Below are 18,448 nucleotides of genomic sequence, written 5' to 3'. Positions count from 1 at the left end.
ATGAAATCAGTCCACCGTCACGTAGTCAGGGCCGGAGTACACCCCGGTGGCGAGCTTGCGGCGCTGCAACAGCAGGTCGTTGAGCAGGCTGGAGGCACCGAACCGGAACCAGTCCGGGTCCAGCCAGTCCGGGCCCGCGGTCTCGTTCACCGTCACCAGGTACTTGATGGCGTCCTTGGCGGTCCGGATGCCGCCGGCCGGCTTCACGCCGACCTGCCGCCCGGTCTGGGCCCGGAAGTCGCGCACCGACTCCAGCATCAGCAGCGTCACCGGCAGCGTCGCGGCCGGGCTCACCTTGCCGGTGGAGGTCTTGATGAAGTCGGCGCCGGACAGCATCGCCAGCCAGGAGGCCCGCTTGACGTTGTCGTAGGTGGCCAGCTCGCCGGTCTCCAGGATCACCTTCAGGTGGGCGTCGTGCCCGCCGGTCGTGCAGGCTTCCTTGACCGCGGCGATCTCCTCGGCGACGGCCCCGTAGCGGCCGGCCAGGAAGGCGCCGCGGTCGATCACCATGTCGATCTCGTCGGCCCCGGCCTCGACCGCGGCGGCGGTGTCCGCCAGCTTCACCGCCAGCGGCGCCCGGCCGCTGGGGAACGCGGTCGCCACGGCGGCCACCTTGACGCCGGAGCCGGCCAGCGCCGCCTTGGCGGTCTCGACCATGTCGCCGTAGACGCAGATCGCGGCCACGCTGGGGCAATCGGGCTGGTCGGGCTCGGGGTGGATGCCCTTCGCGCACAGCGCCCGGACCTTGCCCGGGGTGTCGGCGCCCTCCAGTGTGGTGAGGTCGACCATGCGCACGGCCAGGTCCAGGGCCTCGGCCTTCGCGGTGGTCTTGATCGATCGGGTCCCCAGCTTGGCGGCACGGGCGTCGGCGCCCACCTGGTCCACCGGCGGGAGGCCGTGGAGGAGGCGGCGCAGGCCCGCGTCGTCGAGGGCGAGTTGTGCGGTCACGGGACCACGGTAGACGGTGCGCTCTACGTGGAGAAATGGCAGGTCTTGCCGATCACTACTTAGTCACAATCGCTTCTCGGTCTCGGGGTGTGGGACGGCGGGTGGCAGAATCGGGAGTATGCGACTCAAATCCCCAGCCCCGACAGACGACACGACCGTGTCGCCGGTCGAGAAGCCCACCTCCTACCGGACCGTCGGATCCCTCGGGACCGGCGCCGTGCTGGTGGCCTTCGGCGCGCTCTTCCTGTTCGCGTTCGGCCTGGGTTCGGAGAAGCACCCGGTCGGCTCCATGGTCGGTCTGGTGATGCTGGTCAGCGGCGTCGTCGGCGGTATCTACCCGGCCGCCTTCAGCCACGCGGACCACCTCACCGTCCGCAACCCCTTCCGCCGCATCGACATCAGCTGGCCGCGCGTCGAGTCCGTCTCGGCCAAGCTGTCCCTGGTGGTCGAGACGGTCGCGGAGGAGGGCAAGGCACACAAGTACACGATCTGGTCCGTCCCGGTCTCGATGCACGAGCGCCGCAAGTCCGACCGCGCTGTGGCGAAGCAGGCCCGCGCCGCTCGCGCCGAGTCCGCGCGGCAGGCCGCCGGCGCCGGCGACATCGCCGGAAGCGCTATGGGGGCCGCCGGCTACGGCCGCCCCAAGTCGCTGCACGAGGACCCGCTGGAGCACATGGCGCTCGCCGACCAGGCCGTCGTGGAGATGCGGGACCGGCAGCGCGTGTGCACGACGTCGGTGGAGAACGCGGCGCCGACTGCGGTGACCTGGACCTGGTACACGCTGGCGCCGTTCGTGGTGAGCGTGGCGCTGTTGGTGGCGGCGATCGCAGGGGCTTTCTAGAAGTACCAAGTAGCGAAAGGGCGGCCGATCGAGTGATCGGCCGCCCTTCTGCGGTGCTTACGCGAACTGCGCGAACCACTCCTCAAGCTCGGCGCGCACCGCGGCGATCCGCGCCACCACCGGCGACCGGTCGGCGGCCTCGCGGTCGCCGAGCTCGATGTAGCACTTCAGCTTCGGCTCGGTCCCGCTCGGCCGCACCGCGATCCAGCCGCCGTCCAGCGCCAGCCGCAGTCCTTGCTGCGGCGGGAGCGCGGTGCCGTTCGCAGACAGGTCACCGATCTCGGCGACCGCGACGCCACCGAGCGCGTCCGGCGGGTTTCTGCGCAGGGTCCGCATCATCGTCTGGATCTGCTCGGGGTCGTCGCTGCGGATCGACAGCTGCGTGGTGACCAGGTTGCCGGTGATCTTGTCGACCTCGGCGAGGTAGTCCAGCAGCGTCCGGCCGTTCGCCTTGAGCCCGGCGACCAGCACGGCGGCGGTCAGCGCGGCGGTGACGCCGTCCTTGTCCTTCACGTGCGCGGGGTCGACGCAGTAGCCGATCGCCTCCTCGTAGCCGAAGGCCAGGTCCGGGACCTTGGACAGCCACTTGAAGCCGGTCAGCGTGCGCGCGTAGTCGACCTTCGCGTCGGCGGCGATCGCGGCCAGCCCCTCGGAGGACACGATCGAGGTCGCGAAGGTGCCTCGGCGGCCGGCGATCGCCAGGTAGTGGCCCAGCATCAGGCCGACGTCGTCGCCCGAGAGCCGGCGCCACCCGCCCGGCGCCGCCTGGTCCGGCACGGCCAGCGCCATGCGGTCGGCGTCCGGGTCGTTGGCGATGACGAGGTCGGCGTCGTGCTCGGCGGCGAGGGCGAAGGCCAGGTCCAGCGCGCCGGGCTCCTCCGGGTTCGGGAACGAGACCGTCGGGAAGTCCGGATCGGGCTTCTGCTGCTCCGGAACGCTGATCGGCTCGGGGAATCCGGCGTTCGTCAGGACCTTGCGAGCCAGCTCGTAGCCGACTCCGTGCATCGCTGTGTAGACGTACGTGAGGTCCAGCTCGGGGGAGTCCGGCATCAGCTCGACAGAGCGCGCCACATAGGACTCGATCACGCTCTCCGGCACGGCCTCCGCGTTCTCGACCCGGCCCAGCGGCACGTCCGCCAGCGCTCCGACCGCGTCGATCTTCGCGGCGATCAGCGCGTCGTTCGGCTCCGTGATCTGGGAGCCGTCTCCGAGGTAGACCTTGTAGCCGTTGTCCCGCGCGGGGTTGTGGCTCGCGGTGACCATGACACCGGCCTGCGCGCCGAGGGCCAGCACGCTGTACGCCAGCATCGGCGTGGGCAGCTCGCGCGGCATCAGATACGGCCGGTGCCCGGCGCCGAGCATCACCTCGGCGGTGTCCTCGGCGAAGCGGCGCGAGTTGTGCCGGGCGTCGTAGCCGATCGCCACGACCTGCCCGGTGCCGTGCTGCTCGGTGACGAAGGCGGCCAGCCCGGCGGCGGCGCGCAGCACCGTCACGCGGTTCATCCGGTTCGGGCCCGCGCCGAGCTCGCCGCGCAGGCCGGCGGTGCCGAACTGCAGGCGGCCGTCGAAGCGGTCCTCCAGGTAGCCGTACGCCACCGGGTCGCCGGACTCGGCGCCCTCCAGCAGGTCGGCGAGCTCCGTGCGGGTCGAGGGATCGGGGTCCTCGGCCAGCCAGGCGCGCGCGGCGGCGAACAGCGCCTCGCTGATCGCGGTGCCGGATCCGGTGGCAGTGCTGGTGCTGGTGCTGGTGCTGGTGCTGGTGCTGGTGCCGGTGGCGGTGCTGGTCGTCGTGGTGCCGCCGGCACCGGCGTCCGGGCCGGTGCCTCGGTCAGTCCTCTGCGTCATCGCGTCCCCTTCCGGGCCGGTCAGATCTTCTCGACGATGCCCTGGAGCAACGTGCCCAGGGACGCAGCCGACGCCGCACCGGTCTCCATGACCTCGGTGTGCGACAGCGGCTCGCCGGTCATGCCGGCGGCGAGGTTCGTCACCAGGGAGATACCCATGACTTCGGCCCCCGCCTCACGCGCCGCGATGGCTTCCAGCGCGGTGGACATGCCGACCAGGTCGGCGCCCCAGCCGCGGAACATGCGGATCTCGGCCGGGGTCTCGAAGTGCGGGCCGCGCAGCGCCAGGTAGACGCCCTCGGCCAGGCTCGCGTCGACGGTGCGCGCGAGCTCGCGCAGCCGGGCGGAGTACAGGTCGGTGAGGTCCACGAAGCGGGCGCCGACGATCGGGGACTCGCTCTGCAGGTTCAGGTGGTCGCTGATCAGGACCGGCTGGCCAGCGTGCATGTCCGAGCGCAGCCCGCCGCAGCCGTTGGTGAGTACGACGGTCTTCACACCGTTGGCCACCGCGGTGCGCACGCCGTGCGCGACCGAGGCGACGCCGCGGCCCTCGTACAGGTGCGTGCGGCCCAGGAAGACCAGGACCTTGTTGCCGCCGACGGTCACCGAGCGCACCTTGCCGGCGTGCCCGACGACGGTGGACGCGGCGAAGCCGGGCAGGGCGTCGACCGGGGACTCCCAGTCCGGTGTGCCGAGGGCGTCGGCGGCCTCGGCCCAGCCGGAGCCCATGACCACGGCGACGTCGTGCCGCCCGGCGAGCTCGGTGAGGCTGGCGGCGGCGGTCTCGGCGAGCTGGTAGGGGTCCTGGGTCGGGTCAGCGCTGTTCGTCACCTGGTGAGCGTACAGCGCGGGGTTCGCGGGCGGCGGGCCGGAGCCCGCGGACTCGGCGAACCCCGCGGTGTCAGACCGCCACGAATCCCGGCGCCGGCTCCTCGCCGAGCGGCGCCGTCAGATTCGACATCACCGGGGCGTCCGCGCGCAGGTGCCGAACCTGCGAGGACATGAACGTGAGCCCGGTCGCGCCGACGATCACCGCCCCGGCGCCGAGCTGCACCGCCCTGGTCCCGAACGCGTTCGCGGCGGGCCCGGCGACCAGCGACCCCAGCGGGGAGGCGCTCAGCGAGCCCAGCGCGTCGTAGGAGTAGACCCGGGCGAGCTTGTCCTGCGGGATGTGCCGGGTCAGCGCCACGGTCCACAGGATCATGAAGTACTCGCCGGAGAACCCGGCCAGTACCGAGACCGCGGAGATGGCCCACAGCGGCCCGCCCAGGCCCATGACGATCGGCGGTAGCGCGAAGGCGAAGGTGAGGATGGTCCCGACAAACATCGGCCGCTTCACCTGGTACACCAGCCCGGCGACGCCGCCGAGCAGGATGCCCAGGCCGTCGCAGCTGATGATCAGCGCCCAGGCCCCGGCGCCGCCGAGCCGGGCCTTGGCCACCTCCGGGCCCAGCACCGAGAACCCGCCGAACCAGCCCGCCAGCACTGCCGCGTAGCAGGCGATCACCGCCCACAGCCAGGTGCGCGAGCGGACCTCGATCCAGCCCTCGCGCAGCTCGTGCAGCATGCCCGGGGCCTTCTCGACGGTCCGCTCCAGCGCCGCGACCGTGATCCGGAACAGCGGGAACGTGCCGAGCAGCAGCAGGACCGCGTCCAGGCCCATCGCCTCGCCCGGCCCGAAGGCCGTGACCAGGACGCCGCCCACCGCCGCGCCGAGCATCAGCATCGAGGACTGGGCCAGCCGGGACAGCGAGGACGCGGCCTGCATCCGGTCCTCCGGCACCAGCCGGGGGATCAGGGACTGCGACGAGGGGTAGAACAGCGCGCCGCCGGTGCCCATGAGCAGGGCGGCGACCAGCAGGTTCCAGGTGTTCGCGGCGTGGCTGAGCATGAGCACCGCGGCCAGGCCCTCGCCGGCGGCGGCCGAGAAGTTGGCGGCCATCATCACCCGCTGCGGCCGGAACCGGTCCGCCAGCACCCCGCCGACCAGGGTGAAGACCAGCATCGGGGCCAGCTGCGCGGCCAGCACGAAGGAGACCGCGGCGGCGTTCCCGTCCGGGTGCGCGGCGGACCTGGTGACGGCGAGGACGGCGAAGGACAGCGCCACCGACGAGATGCCGGTCGCTGACGTGGACAGCAGGCGCTCTAACAGCACCAGCCGGAACTGGCTGATCCGCAGAACGGTGAGGGATTCGCGGAAGGTCTCCTTCAGAGACGGCGATTCCGCTACCTGGCTGATGGGCGCGTCCGCCGCGAAGTCCTGGGCGGGGTTGCTCACGGTTATCTACCTGGTTTCCGACTAGTCGCTAGCCGATCCAGGCTATCCGGTGACGCCAACTAGTTTTCGTGCGAGACAATGGTCCACGTGACTCGGATCGTGATCATCGGCGGCGGACCTGGCGGCTACGAGGCGGCACTGGTGGCCTCCCGACTCGGTGCGGAGGTCGTGCTCGTCGAGCGCGAGGGCGTCGGCGGAGCTTCGGTGCTGACCGACTGCGTGCCGTCCAAGACGCTGATCGCGACCGCGGACGTGATGTCGTCGTTCGAGTCGGCCGAGGAGCTGGGGATACGCATCGGCGGCGCGTCGGTCCACGGCAGCTGCGTGACCGGTGTGAACCTGGAGAAGGTCAACCGCCGGGTGAAGAACCTGGCCTCGGCGCAGTCTGTGGACATCGCCGAGTCGCTGAGCAAGGCCGGGGTGCAGATCATCAAGGGCCGCGGCCGGCTGACCGCGGACCGGCAGGTCGAGGTGGACCTCGCGGACGGCACCGTGGCGGTGTACCACGCCGACGTGATCCTGCTGGCCACCGGCGTGCGCCCGCGCGAGATGCCCGAGGCGATGCCCGACGGCGAGCGCATCCTGAACTGGAAGCAGGTCTACAACCTCAAGGAGCTCCCGCCGGAGCTGATCGTGGTCGGGTCTGGTGTCACCGGCGCCGAGTTCGCCGGCGCCTACCAGGCGCTGGGCTCGACGGTGACTTTGGTCTCCTCGCGTGACCGGGTCCTGCCCGGCGAGGACGCCGACGCCGCCGAGGTGCTGGAGAGCGTCTTCCGCCGACGCGGCATGCGGGTGCTCTCGCGCTCGCGCATGGCCTCGGCGGTCCGCGACGGGGACCGCGTGATCGTGACGCTGGAGGACGGCCGCACAGTCGAGGGCTCGCACGTGCTGGTGGCCGTCGGCTCGCTGCCGAACACCGAGGGCATGGGCCTGGAGGAGGCCGGGGTCGAGCTGACGAAGAGCGGCCACATCGAGGTGGACCGCGTCTCGCGCACCTCGGCGCCCGGCGTCTACGCGGCCGGCGACGTGACCGGCGTGCTGCTGCTGGCCTCGGTGGCCGCGATGCAGGGCCGGATCGCGATGTACCACGCGCTCGGCGAGGCGGTGTGGCCGATCAACCTCAAGCGGGTGTCGTCCAACATCTTCACCAGCCCCGAGGTCGCCACGGTCGGGCAGACGAACGTCAACGCGCACCACGACTCGCCCGGCTTCAACGAGTACAAGCTGGCGCTGGACTCCAACCCCCGCGCGAAGATGCTGGGCTTCAAGGACGGCTTCGTGAAGCTGTTCTCCCGCAAGGGCTCGGACACGATCGTCGGCGGCGTGATCGTCGCCCCGCGCGCCAGTGAGCTGATCCACCCCATCACCATGGCGGTGGACCTGCACCTGACGGTGGACCAGGTCGCGTCGGTGTTCACGGTGTACCCGTCGCTGTCCGGCTCGATCGCCGAGGCCGCGCGTCGGCTGCACGCGGACGTGAAGGACGAGGACTGAGGCCCGGTCTTCGTCTCGGTGCCGGCGCGGGGCTTGTCTGAGGTCTCGTCCGAGGTCTTGTCCGAGCCCTGATACCGCTGCCAGGATGGTCGCCCTCGGGAGGGTTACCGGTCGGTAGCGACAGGGGGCGACATTCGTGAAGATCGCGCATCGCGGCACCCGTTTCCAACTCACGGCCGCGCTGGCGCTCGGCGGCGTCGTGGTCGCCGCGGCGGTGGCGATGAACGTCGGCGGGAAGGGCGGAGACCCGGACCCCTGCCAGCCGGCGTCGCAGAGCTCTGCGGACCGTGACGGCGCGAAGCTGTGCGCGGCGCTGGAGAAGGCGGACCTGCCGGCGCTGCTGGGCGCGCCGGGCGCGAAGACCGCCTACGGCGGCCAGATGGCGGTCCCGGGCAGCACACCGGCGGACTACCAGGAGGTCCACGTCGAGTGGATCGTGGGCCAGTACTCGGTGATCCTGTCGACAAGCAAGAGCGCGACGGTGAAGCCGACGGAGCAACTCGCCGGGCACCCCGCCGCACTGCTGTCGGGAGCGACGGCCGGCCACCAGGTGAACCGGCTGGAGGTCGCCTGGACCGCCGGCGGTGCCGCGGCCGGGATCTACGCGGTGGACGTGATGATGGCCGACGGCTCGGCGATGGCGCAGAGCGACGCCGGGCGGCTGGAGCGGGTGGTGGCGGCGAAGGTGTTGCCTGGGTTGCCGGAGTGGCGGGCCGGCTGAGGCGGCACGCGAAAACCGTTGCCCGGTAAACGAAGCGGCGGCCAACAAGTATGTCGGCCGCCGCTCGGTGCTACGTCATCTTCATCGCGATGCGGGAATCGGTCCTGCGGTCACCAATCTCCGCCGCCGCCGGAGTCGCCGCCACCGCCCCAGTCCGAGCCGCCGCCGGAGTCGCCTCCGCCGCCCCAGTCGCTGCCGCCCCAGTCCGAGGAGCCGCCGGAGTCGCCCCAGCTGCCGCCGCCGTCGCCTCCGCCAGCTTCGCCACCTCCGCCGCCGTCGCCCCAGCCTCCGCCGCCGTTGTCGTAGTAGTTGTTCTCGACGTAGGTGTCGTGGCCGCTGAACATCGAGCCCATCACCGTGCCGATCATCAGTGCCGGGAGCACCCCGCCGCTGAAGTAGCCGCCGGCCCACGGGGCGTAGGCCGGGCCGGCGTTGTAGTACGGCTGCGGGCCGTACGCGGTCTCCACCTGCCGTACCTGCGGCTGCTGGCCGGTGTCCACGCGCGTCATGTCCGCGGCGCACGCCGGAACGGGGCGCGGCGCGCCGCCCGGGGGCGCCCATGTCACCTCGCCCACCGACGGGCCGTGGCGCGGGTCGAAGAAGCACGGCGGGCGCCGCTCGGGAAGTGGCGCGCCCTTGCGCCGGGCGTCCAGCGTCGCCAGGGCGAAGCGGCCCTCGTCCAGTGCTTCGGTGACGTTCTTCATGTCCTCCGGGCGCTGCGCCGCCGCCGCGGCCCCCTTCGCCGCCTCGTACTGATCCAGGGCCTTGCTGTAGTCGGCGCGCATCTCGTCGGTCGCGGCCGGGTCGCCGGGGGAGAAGTCCAGCCGGTCCAGGACCTCGCCGTACGCGGTGATGTCCTCGTCCACCGCGCGCTTCAGCCCGTCCAGTTCGGCGGCCCGCCGCTGGTTCGCGCGCCGCTTCTTGCGGCCGGCGACCGCCAGGTACGTGCCGCCGGCGATGACCACCAGCACCACGATGAGGATGAGCGCGCCCGCGCCGGACTTGGAAGAAGACGACGACTTCCCACCAGAGGTCCCGCGACCATCAGTGCTCACCGCGGAGTCGACCGAGGACACGAACGTCGTCAGCACCGTGTCCAGATTCCCGCCGCTGCCCTTCGCCGCCGCGACAGCCAGACCGTTGGCCTGCCCGGTGTGCAGCGTGCCGGAGAAGTCCAGCGCCTGGAAATTGCGATCGAGGCTCGCGGCGTAGACGCCGGGCAGCCCGACCTTGTTCCGCAGCTGCTGGAGCAACGTGCCCTGATGGAACGTCGGATTGTCCGGCAGGATCGCGATGAACACCGCGGTCCCGGAGTGCATCCCGTGGATCTGCGACACCACGGAGTCGATCTGCGCCGAGCTCAGCTGAACCGGCGCGCCCGGATCCACATAGACCGGCTTGTCCTTGAGCGCCGAAGCGACCGAGTCGATCGTCGAGTCCGCGGCCCGAGCCGAGCCGCCGCTCCAGAAGAAGGCAGAGAGCAGAAGTGCGAAGCCCGCAAGGAGGACGGCGGACGTCCTCCTTCCCCGGCGGGCAAGAAGGTGTTCCATTCCCCGAGGCTAGCCGATCACCACGGCGAAGGCCCGCCGCACGCGATCGCGTACGACGGGCCCGACCGGCCGCGCTGAGACTCAGTCCTTGATCTCGCAGAGCACCGTGCCGGCCGTGACCGTCGCCCCGACCTCGGCCGCGATCGACGTGACCGTCCCGGCCTTGTGCGCGTTGATCGGCTGCTCCATCTTCATCGCCTCAAGCACCACGATCAGGTCCCCGGCGGCGACCTCCTGGCCGTCCTCGACCGCGACCTTGACGATCGTGCCCTGCATCGGCGCGGTCAGCGAGTCGCCGGAGACCGCGGCGCCGCCCGAAGCCTTGCCGGAGCGCTTCGGCGCCGCCTTGCCGCCGGCCCGGCCGGCCCCGCCGCCACCGCCGGTGGCCGACACCCCGAGCTCGGCCGGCAGCGTCACCTCCAGGCGCTTGCCGCCGACCTCGACGACCACCGTCGTGCGCTCGCCGGCCTCGGCGGCCTCGCCGGGCGCGCCGGCGTACGCCGGGATCGTGTTGTCGAACTCCGTCTCGATCCACCGGGTGTGGACGTGGAACGGGCCCTCCTCCGGGGTGAAGGCCGCATCGTTCATCACCGCGACGTGGAACGGCAGCGCCGTGGGCATCCCGTCGATCTCGAACTCGGCCAGCGCCCGGCGCGCCCGCTCCACGGCCTGCTTCCGGTCCCGGCCCGAGACGATCAGCTTGGCCAGCAGCGAGTCGAAGTTCTGGCCGATCTCCGCGCCCTGCTCGATGCCGGAGTCCAGGCGCACGCCCGGGCCCGACGGCGGCCGCCAGGTGGTGACCACGCCGGGGGCCGGCAGGAAGTTGCGGCCCGGGTCCTCGCCGTTGATCCGGAACTCGAACGAGTGACCGCGGACCTCCGGGTCGCCGTAGCCCAGCTCCTCGCCGTCGGCGATCCGGAACATCTCGCGGACCAGGTCCAGGCCGGTGACTTCCTCGCTGACCGGGTGCTCGACCTGCAGGCGGGTGTTCACCTCAAGGAAGGAGATGGTGCCGTCCTGGCCGACCAGGAACTCGCACGTCCCCGCGCCGTAGTAGCCGGCCTCCTTCAGGATCGCCTTCGAGGCCCGGTACAGCTCGGCGATCTGCTCCTCGCTCAGGTACGGCGCCGGGGCCTCCTCGACCAGCTTCTGGTGCCGGCGCTGCAGCGAGCAGTCGCGGGTGGACACCACCACGACGTTGCCGTGCTGGTCGGCCAGGCACTGGGTCTCCACGTGCCGCGGCCGGTCCAGGTAGCGCTCGACGAAGCACTCGCCGCGGCCGAAGGCGGTGACCGCCTCGCGCACCGCCGACTCGTACAGCTCGGGGATCTCCTCCAACGTCCGCGCGACCTTCAGGCCGCGGCCGCCGCCGCCGAACGCCGCCTTGATCGCCACCGGCAGACCGTGCTCGCGGGCGAACGCCACGACCTCGTCGGCGCCGGTCACCGGGTCCGGAGTGCCGGCCACCAGCGGGGCGCCGGCGCGCTGCGCGATGTGCCGGGCCGAGACCTTGTCGCCGAGCGAGCTGATCGCCGCCGGCGGCGGGCCGATCCAGGTCAGGCCGGCGTCCATGACCGCCTGCGCGAACTCGGCGTTCTCCGACAGGAAGCCGTAGCCGGGGTGCACCGCGTCCGCGCCGGAGTCGGCGGCGGCCTTCAGCAGCTTGGGGATGACCAGGTACGAGTCGCCGGGAGTGGAGCCGCCCAGGGCGTACGCCTCATCGGCGACCCGGACGTGCAGCGCGTCCCGGTCCGGGTCGGCGTAGACCGCGACGGAGCCGATACCGGCGTCCCGGCACGCCCGGGCGACCCGGACCGCGATCTCGCCACGATTGGCGATCAGAACCTTGCGCACGGCGGCAATCCTTCCCAGTGGGTAATCGTTCGCAGTTTAGAGCCGTCTGCGCGAAGCGGCCGCACGATGGGGACGTGGTTCGCGCCACTTCGATGGGCCCGCGGGACCACCCATGACGGCCGTATGCGCCTTTCGACGTCTCTTTTCTCCCTCTCAAGGTGGATGCGTCCTCGGACAGCGACCGCTACGCTTTTCCTGGAGTAACGCGATACAACGCGAACACACTTGGGGGACCGGATGGACGGGCCAGGAGACGGCCGCAGCGCCGAGGAAGTGCTGTACGAGGCGCGCAAGGCGCTGTACGTCATGGTCGGCTTCATCGCCGTCATCTGGGCGGTGCAGGTGGTGAACTGGGCGACCGACTACCGGCTGTCCAACCACTTCGGCATCGTCCCGCGCAACGTCGGCCACCTCGGCGACATCGTCTCCTCCCCCTTCCTGCACTACAGCTGGCAGCACATCGAGAGCAACAGCGGTCCGCTGTTCGTCTTCGGGTTCCTGGCGGCCTACCGGGGAGTCCGCAAGTTCCTGATGGTGACGCTGATCATCACCTTCAGCAGCGGCCTGATGGTCTGGTTCGCGCAGGGCAACTCGAACACCGTCGGCGCCTCCGGGCTGGTCTACGGCTACTTCTCCTACGTCATCGTGAAGGGCCTGTTCGACCGGCACCTGGTGGACGTGCTGATCGGCTGCGTCATGGCGCTGTCCTACGCCTACCTGCTCACCGCCGCGCTGCCCGGCGTGCCGCACGTGTCGTGGCTGGGCCACCTCGGCGGGGCGATCGGCGGCGTGCTGGCCGGCTGGCTGCTGCGCGAGCGCGGTGCGGCGGCGCTGGCCGCCGGTGGCGGTGGCGGCCAGCCGCTCGGCGACGGCGGTCTGTCGGACACCAAGATCCTGCCCGAACCGGCCAAGACCGGTGGCCGGAAATCGGCCAAGGGCGGTAGTCTCCCGGGCAGCCCGCGCTCGGACCTCCTGAAGGAGCTCGACGATCTCGGGTTGTGATTCCCGAGAGGCGTGGGTGGGGTGCGGATACAACGCGGAGCACGGTCTGTCGTCGCGGGTGTGGCGGGGGCCTGCCTGGTCACGGCGGCGGTAGGGGTACTCGCCGCGACGCCGGCCCAGGCCGCCCGGACGTCGGCGAACCTGACGCTGGGCCCGAACAGCGGCGCCCCCAACACGCAGTTCACGGCCAGCTTCCACATGAACTCGCGCAACGGCCCGGCGGGGTGCGCGGGCGGCCAGGTCACCTTCAACTTCGACGCCGTGCCCGCGGGCTCCGGCGGGCTGGACCAGACCTGCACCGCCACCGCGGTGATCACCGTCCCGCCGACGGCCAACCCCGGTCCGCACACGGTCATGGCGGCCGCGAGCGGTGCGGCGCAGAGCGCGTCGGCGAACGCGACCTTCACGGTCACCGCCGGGCAGCCCAGCACGCCGTCCACGACCGGCGGTCCGACCACCCCGGCCACCCCGACCACGCCCGCGACCCCCACCTCGACGGCGCCCCCCTCGTGGTCGAACTCGACGACGCCCTACCCGGGCTGGACCGCGCCGCCGTTCGCCAGCCAGGTGGTCCCGACGTCGATCGGGAGCTGTGACACCCAGAACCAGCACGCGACGGCCGCGGGCAAGGCGTTCCTGCAGATACCCGCGTACTCGGTCGGGGCGCATCCGGCGAACAAGGGCTCCACCGTGATCACCGAGCCCGCGGCCGGCTCGCTGCCGATCGTCTCGGTCGGTCCGAGCGGCATGATCCCGCCACAGCTGGGAGACGGCCGGCACCCGTATCAGAACCTGGAGTTGCTGGAGCCGATCGACGCGAACGTGTCGTCGAAGCTGCGGCTGGCCGCGGCGGCCGGGGAGCCGTTCGGCTGTCTGCACGTGGAGTCGTTCGGCGGTCCGGGCAGCGGCTACGGGTACCTCTCGTACGCGCTCAAGGACGCGACGGTGATCAGCGTCCAGGACGCGAACGCCGACGGCTCGCTGTTCCAGACCGCCGAGCCGACCATCGCCGCGCCGACGACGCCGTCCGCCCCGGCCTCCGGCAGCAAGGACAAGAAGGGCAAGGCTCCGGCCTCGTCACCGGCCCCGCCGCCGGCCCCCACGGCGAAGTTCGAGCGGGTCGTGCTCGGCTACTCGTCGCTGTCCTGGGAGTACCAGGAGGCGGCCGGCGGGGCGCAGGCGCCGATCCACCGCGGGGCCGGCACCATCGTCCCCCCGCCGCCGTCCGCGCCGCTGTCCTACTCGAACCTGGTGTTCGCCTTCGGCGGTCTGGTCGCGGCCGCGGTCGCGTTGATGTTCGCGTACCACTCGCGGCGGCGGGACCTGGCGCGGCGGCTGCGGCGCCGGCGCGCCACGCACGCTTCGTAGCGCGGGCACGGCGGCGGCTTCGCACGTTTCCGCAGCGAGTCAGGCCTGGTCGAAGCTGAGGTCGCGAGCGGTCACGGTTCCGGCCGTCCGGCCCGGCGCGTCGTGGTAGTGCCAGTACAGGTTGGTGTGCGCGATCACCGCGTCCGGGGCGGGGGCGCCGTAGGCCGTGTTGTCCTCGGTGGTGTGGGCGTCGCTCACCAGGAGGGCGTCGTAGCCGCGCGTGATGGCGCCGTGCAGCGTCGAGCGGATGCAGGCGTCGGTCTGCGCGCCGGTCACCACGAGGCTGCCGACCTTGAGGCCGGCCAGGACCGACTCCAGGTCGGTCTCCTCGAACGAGTCGCCCCACTCCTTCTGCACCCGCGGCTCGTCCTCGCGCGGGTCGAGCTCCGGCACGATCTTCCACGACTCCGAGCCGGCCGCGCGGTTCTCCGCGACGTCCTGGATCCAGACCACCGGGACGCCCGCGGCGCGCGCCTTGCCGACCACCGTGTCGATGTTGGCCACGACGGCGTCGCGCTCGTGATTGCCCGTGACGACGCCGTTCTGGACGTCGATGACCAGCACGGCCTTGTTCGGCCGGTTTTCGAGTGTGCTCATCCCAACAAACTAGCCGGGGGCGCCGACACGCGCTCCTCTATTTGATCTCGTAGCGGAGCCGCTTGATCCCGGTAATGTGACTGCGACGCGCAGCGTCTCCATAACGGGCGGCGGTGGGAGACGGGTGGGCGAAGCTTGATGTCAGCCGGTCCGGATCGCCGACGCTGCGGATGGTCGGCGCCCTGGTGAGCAGCTCCCGCAGCAGCGCGGTCATCTCGGTCCGGGCCAGGTGCGCGCCGAGGCAGAAGTGCGGGCCCGGGCCGCCGAAGCTGACGTGCGGGTTGGGGGAGCGGGTGATGTCGAAGCGGTCGGGGTCGGCGAAGACGTCCGGGTCGCGGTTGGCGGCGTTGTAGAAGAGCAGGACCTTGTCGCCCTTCTTCAGCGGCGTGCCGTTCAGGTCGTGGTCCTGGGTCAGGGTGCGGCGGAACTGCGTGACCGGGGTGGCGTAGCGCAGGATCTCGTCGAGGGCGCCGACGATGTGCCCGTCGAAGTCGCTCTGCAACAGCTCCATCCGGTCGGGATTGTCGGTGAGGAGCTTGAGGCCGTGAGACAACGCGGTGCGCGTGGTCTCGTTCCCGGCCACCACCAGGAGGATGAAGAACGAGCCGAACTCCTGGTCGGTGAGGGCTTCGCCGTCGAGGTCGGCGTTCACCAGCCGGGAGGTCAGGTCGTCGGTGGGGTGCCGGCGGCGCTCGCGGCCCAGGGCCGCGGCCAGCCGGTGCAGCTGACGGCCGGCGCGGATCAGGCGGTAGAGCGCCAGCGGGCCGACCAGCTTGGTGTGCAGCGGGCCCGCGTCCTCCGGGACCCCGGTGTACTCCTCGTCGCTGCCGGCCAGGATGCGGTTGGTGTGCGCGAGGACCATCGCGTGCTGCCGCTCCGGGATGCCCATCATGTCGCAGATGACCCGCATCGGCAGGCGCGCGGCGGCTTCGGCGACGAAATCGCCGGTGCGGTGGGCTGTGAGGTCGTCGACGATGCGGGTCGAGGTGCCCTCGATGTTCGCCTTCAGGCCGTTGACCAGCTTCGGGGTGAAGGCGCGGGAGACGATGCGGCGGAGCCGGGCGTGCCGGGGATCGTCCATGTTGATCATCGAGCCGAAGTAGGCCGCCAGGTAGCGCGGCATGTCCGGGATGCTGTTGGACGTCGGCTCGCTGCTGAACAGCTCCGGGTGGCGGCTGGCGGCCACGACGTCGGCGTGGCGGGTGAGGGCGTAGTAGCCCGCGCCGGGCTTGATGAGGGGGAAGCGGGGCTCGGCGAACAGCGGGGCCACGGGGCGCGCGCGGAGCTCGGCGAAGGCGGCCATGCGCTGGTCGTAGGGCAGGGACCAGAAGCTGTTGTCGGACAGGTCGATGTCGGTGGCCATGGGTTTCAGCTTGACATCGAGGGCTGATACGTCAAGTGCGTCGCGGAGCGTGGGGGCTGTCGGTTGTGGGCCGAGGGCCGGGGATCGGGGGTCGTGGGTCGCAGGTCAGCGGCCGCGGCGTATTCGGCGGCGGTCGCGGGAGGCGGCGGAGCCGTCGGCCGCCGCCTCCTCCACCCGGATGAGGTGCCGCGTGGTGGCGGCGACGGGGCGCTGGATGCCTTCGCGCTTGGCCTCGTACTGGGCCGCGTCCGCGAGCCGGAAGAGGGTGTCGCGGCTGGCTACGGTGCCGGCCGGGCCGTCGGTGGCGGCGTAGCCGACCGCGGCGCCGGAGATGCCCTCCAGCTTCGCGGCGCGGCCGGCCAGGTCCTCGGCCAGCTGGGTCACCGTCGACCAGGGCTGGCCCACGACCAGGACGCTGAACTCGTCGCCGCCTATGCGGGCCGCCAGGGCGCCGTTGACGGTGCCGGCCACCGCCGACAGGTGCCCGGCCAGCTGCTCCAGGACGGCGTCCCCGGTGTCGTGGCCGGAGGTGTCGTTGACCTGCTTGAGGCCGTTCACGTCGCAGATGATCAGGGCCACCGGCAGCCCGGTGAGCCGGTGCAGCTCCATCGCCTCGTCCAGGCCGACCTCGATGGCCCGCCGGTTGGCCAGGCCGGTCAGCTCGTCGGTGTAGGCCAGCCGCTCCAGGTACTCCTGCCGGTCGGCCTGCGCCAGACCCGCGCTGACCAGGGCCGCGAGCGTGGCGGCGAAGTCCAGGTCGGCGTCGGTGTAGGGCTCCTGGTCGGCGGTGCGGGCCGCGTACAGCTCGCCCCAGACCTGCCCGGCGAAGAAGATCGGCGAGATCAGCGCGCTGTGGCGCTCGCGTAATCGCAGCGAGGCGGTGCGCCGCGGGTCGGCGTCGGCGTCGTCGCTGCGCAGGGTCCACGGCCGCGGGTACTCCTCGCTGACGATGCGCGGGAAGTCCGACGGCGCGTACCACTCCTCCTCCGGGAACCGTTCCTCGAACGGCAGCAGCTCCCCGTGGTTGATGAGCACGCGCAGCTGGCCGGTGGCCCGCACGTACTCCGAGAGCGAGACGACCCGCGCGTCCAGCGCCTTGCGGGACTCCTCGGCGACGACCGTGATGACCTCGCTGAAGCCGTGGACCCGCGCCAGGGCGCGGGCCAGGTCGGTGAGCGCACGCAGGCGGATCGAGGCTTGATCTGTATTAGACATGACCGCGATGCCCGCCGTACGAAATCACGGGACCACGCTAGGTGATGTCCTCCGGCTGTGCCACTTCACCCGTCCGGGCGATGGTCCACGAGATCGACGCCCGGTGTCGGTACCGTGGCCCGACGTGACCGGAGCCCAGCACCCCACGTCCCCGGCCGGCGACGGCCTGGCCGCCGCCCGCGCCCGGGCCGCCGAGTTGGGCGTGTCCGTGTCCGAATACGTGCGCGACCAGCTGCGCCGTACGCGCGGCGAGGAGGCCTGGGAGCGGGCCTTGGCACAGGCGGGGGATGCGGCGCCGCCGAAGCGGGAGTAGGTGCGGCCGGGGCGGGCCGGGGGTGCTGGCACGCGTCGGCTCGTGCCGGCCCGTGTCGGGTTCCCGTCAGCTTTGCGCCAGTCGCGTCCGCGGTCCGGCGCGCAGCACCTGCGAGGGCAACGTCCGGCCGACGGCGCGCTCGGCGTAGGCCGCCGTGTCCAGCAGCGCGTCCAGGTCCACGCCGGTGTCGATGCCCATGTCCTCGACCATGTGCACCAGCTCCTCGGTGGCGATGTTGCCGGAGGCGCCGGGGGCGTAGGGGCAGCCGCCGAGGCCGCCGACCGAGGCGTCGAAGTCGGTGACACCGAGCTGCAGCGCCGCCAGGACGTTCGCCAGGCCGGTGCCGCGCGTGTTGTGGAAGTGCAGGTTCAGCGGTTTGTCCGCGTGCGCCGAGCGGGTCTCGCCGATCAGCCGGGTGACCCGGGTCGGGGTGGCCATGCCGGTGGTGTCGCCGAAGGACAGGGAGTCGGCGCCGTGTGCGACCGCCGTGTCGACCACCCAGAGCACGCGCTCGGTGGGGACCTCGCCCTCGTACGGGCAGCCCCACGCGGTGGAGACGATCACCTGGACCGTGGCGCCGCGACCGTGCGCCAGGTCCATGATCGCGGCGATGTCGTCGAGGGATTCGGCGGTGCTGCGGTTCAGGTTCTTCTTGTTGTGCGTGTCCGAGGCGGAGACGACCACTTCGATCTCGTTGAATCCCGCGTCGAGGGCCCGTTCGGCGCCCTTCAGGTTCGGCACCAGCGCCGAGTAGCGGATTCCGGCGGCCCGGGTCATCTGCGCGGCGACCTCGGCGGCGTCGGCCATCTGCGGGATCGCGCGGGGGTGCACGAACGACACCGCCTCGATGCGCGAGACGCCGGTGTGGGAGAGCCGGTCGATCAGTTCGATCTTGGTTTCGGTGGAGACCGGGTCCTCGTTCTGCAGGCCGTCGCGCGGCCCCACTTCCCGGAGCGACAACGCTGTCGGCATATCGGTCATGAGATCGATGCTAGTCGCGGTGTCTCAGAGTCTGGAATGTGAGGGCTGTCACCTTGGGGGATCGCACGCGTTGAGCTCG

General features: G+C 71.6%; 16 protein-coding genes. 6 read left to right on the top strand and 10 right to left on the bottom strand.

Annotation, left to right across the window (positions count from 1 at the left end):
* Nucleotides 1-6: 6 nt before the first annotated feature.
* Nucleotides 7-948, bottom strand: a complete 942-nt coding sequence (gene deoC / locus ABH935_RS04755; RefSeq protein WP_370376504.1) for a deoxyribose-phosphate aldolase — start codon at nucleotides 946-948, stop codon at nucleotides 7-9.
* 118 nt (nucleotides 949-1,066) lie between these two features.
* Here deoC and ABH935_RS04750 point away from each other — a divergent pair, with 118 nt between their 5' ends.
* Complete coding sequence (locus tag ABH935_RS04750) at nucleotides 1,067-1,789, top strand: PH domain-containing protein (protein WP_370376503.1); 723 nt, start codon at nucleotides 1,067-1,069, stop codon at nucleotides 1,787-1,789.
* A gap of 57 nt (nucleotides 1,790-1,846) precedes the next feature.
* Here the strand turns inward: ABH935_RS04750 and ABH935_RS04745 are convergent, their stop codons facing one another.
* The 3 genes from ABH935_RS04745 to ABH935_RS04735 all read right to left on the bottom strand — a co-directional run bounded on the left by ABH935_RS04745 (nucleotide 1,847) and on the right by ABH935_RS04735 (nucleotide 5,911).
* Nucleotides 1,847-3,634 carry a phospho-sugar mutase gene (locus ABH935_RS04745; RefSeq protein ID WP_370376502.1) on the bottom strand — a complete coding sequence of 596 codons (1,788 nt, stop codon included), beginning with the start codon at nucleotides 3,632-3,634 and terminating at the stop codon, nucleotides 1,847-1,849.
* A 20-nt stretch (nucleotides 3,635-3,654) separates the two neighbouring features.
* A complete protein-coding gene (locus tag ABH935_RS04740; RefSeq protein WP_370376501.1) occupies nucleotides 3,655-4,464 on the bottom strand; it encodes a purine-nucleoside phosphorylase in 810 nt (269 codons plus the stop codon).
* Nucleotides 4,465-4,534: 70 nt separating this feature from the next.
* Nucleotides 4,535-5,911, bottom strand: coding sequence for an MFS transporter (locus tag ABH935_RS04735; RefSeq protein WP_370376500.1), 1,377 nt, complete (start codon nucleotides 5,909-5,911; stop codon nucleotides 4,535-4,537).
* A gap of 78 nt (nucleotides 5,912-5,989) precedes the next feature.
* On the opposite strand from ABH935_RS04735, the gene ABH935_RS04730 reads away from it, so the two are divergent.
* Together ABH935_RS04730 and ABH935_RS04725 are read left to right on the top strand one after the other, a co-directional pair.
* Entirely contained in the window at nucleotides 5,990-7,405 is a 1,416-nt protein-coding gene (locus ABH935_RS04730) for an NAD(P)H-quinone dehydrogenase (protein WP_370376499.1), read from the top strand.
* Between the two features lie 136 nt (nucleotides 7,406-7,541).
* Complete coding sequence (locus ABH935_RS04725; RefSeq protein WP_370376498.1) at nucleotides 7,542-8,126, top strand: DUF6215 domain-containing protein; 585 nt, start codon at nucleotides 7,542-7,544, stop codon at nucleotides 8,124-8,126.
* Between the two features lie 110 nt (nucleotides 8,127-8,236).
* On the opposite strand, the gene ABH935_RS04720 is transcribed toward ABH935_RS04725, so the two are convergent.
* Together ABH935_RS04720 and ABH935_RS04715 are read right to left on the bottom strand one after the other, a co-directional pair.
* Complete coding sequence (locus ABH935_RS04720) at nucleotides 8,237-9,676, bottom strand: hypothetical protein (RefSeq protein WP_370376497.1); 1,440 nt, start codon at nucleotides 9,674-9,676, stop codon at nucleotides 8,237-8,239.
* Between the two features lie 81 nt (nucleotides 9,677-9,757).
* Entirely contained in the window at nucleotides 9,758-11,530 is a 1,773-nt protein-coding gene (locus ABH935_RS04715; protein WP_370376496.1) for a biotin carboxylase N-terminal domain-containing protein, read from the bottom strand.
* A gap of 237 nt (nucleotides 11,531-11,767) precedes the next feature.
* On the opposite strand from ABH935_RS04715, the gene ABH935_RS04710 reads away from it, so the two are divergent.
* Together ABH935_RS04710 and ABH935_RS04705 are read left to right on the top strand one after the other, a co-directional pair.
* Nucleotides 11,768-12,532 carry a rhomboid family intramembrane serine protease gene (locus ABH935_RS04710; protein WP_370376495.1) on the top strand — a complete coding sequence of 255 codons (765 nt, stop codon included), beginning with the start codon at nucleotides 11,768-11,770 and terminating at the stop codon, nucleotides 12,530-12,532.
* A 60-nt stretch (nucleotides 12,533-12,592) separates the two neighbouring features.
* The gene (locus tag ABH935_RS04705; RefSeq protein ID WP_370376494.1) at nucleotides 12,593-13,900 is read left to right on the top strand and encodes a hypothetical protein; all 1,308 of its coding nucleotides are present in this window, start codon (nucleotides 12,593-12,595) and stop codon (nucleotides 13,898-13,900) included.
* 39 nt (nucleotides 13,901-13,939) lie between these two features.
* Here ABH935_RS04705 and ABH935_RS04700 read toward each other — a convergent pair whose 3' ends face one another.
* The 3 genes from ABH935_RS04700 to ABH935_RS04690 all read right to left on the bottom strand — a co-directional run bounded on the left by ABH935_RS04700 (nucleotide 13,940) and on the right by ABH935_RS04690 (nucleotide 17,075).
* Nucleotides 13,940-14,497: an isochorismatase family protein gene (locus ABH935_RS04700; protein ID WP_370376493.1), complete on the bottom strand. Its 558-nt coding sequence runs from the start codon at nucleotides 14,495-14,497 to the stop codon at nucleotides 13,940-13,942.
* A gap of 37 nt (nucleotides 14,498-14,534) precedes the next feature.
* Entirely contained in the window at nucleotides 14,535-15,860 is a 1,326-nt protein-coding gene (locus ABH935_RS04695; protein ID WP_370376492.1) for a cytochrome P450, read from the bottom strand.
* Between the two features lie 105 nt (nucleotides 15,861-15,965).
* Complete coding sequence (locus ABH935_RS04690) at nucleotides 15,966-17,075, bottom strand: GGDEF domain-containing protein (RefSeq protein ID WP_370376491.1); 1,110 nt, start codon at nucleotides 17,073-17,075, stop codon at nucleotides 15,966-15,968.
* 124 nt (nucleotides 17,076-17,199) lie between these two features.
* On the opposite strand from ABH935_RS04690, the gene ABH935_RS04685 reads away from it, so the two are divergent.
* Nucleotides 17,200-17,388: a hypothetical protein gene (locus ABH935_RS04685; protein ID WP_370376490.1), complete on the top strand. Its 189-nt coding sequence runs from the start codon at nucleotides 17,200-17,202 to the stop codon at nucleotides 17,386-17,388.
* A gap of 66 nt (nucleotides 17,389-17,454) precedes the next feature.
* Here ABH935_RS04685 and ABH935_RS04680 read toward each other — a convergent pair whose 3' ends face one another.
* The gene (locus ABH935_RS04680; RefSeq protein WP_370376489.1) at nucleotides 17,455-18,369 is read right to left on the bottom strand and encodes a hydroxymethylglutaryl-CoA lyase; all 915 of its coding nucleotides are present in this window, start codon (nucleotides 18,367-18,369) and stop codon (nucleotides 17,455-17,457) included.
* Between the last annotated feature and the right edge of the window lie 79 nt (nucleotides 18,370-18,448).

The sequence above is a fragment of the Catenulispora sp. GAS73 genome (assembly GCF_041262085.1).
Lineage (GTDB): Bacteria > Actinomycetota > Actinomycetes > Streptomycetales > Catenulisporaceae > Catenulispora.
The sequence above is the reverse complement of the archived record's forward strand: the minus strand, read 5'-3'. Positions and strand labels throughout refer to the sequence as shown.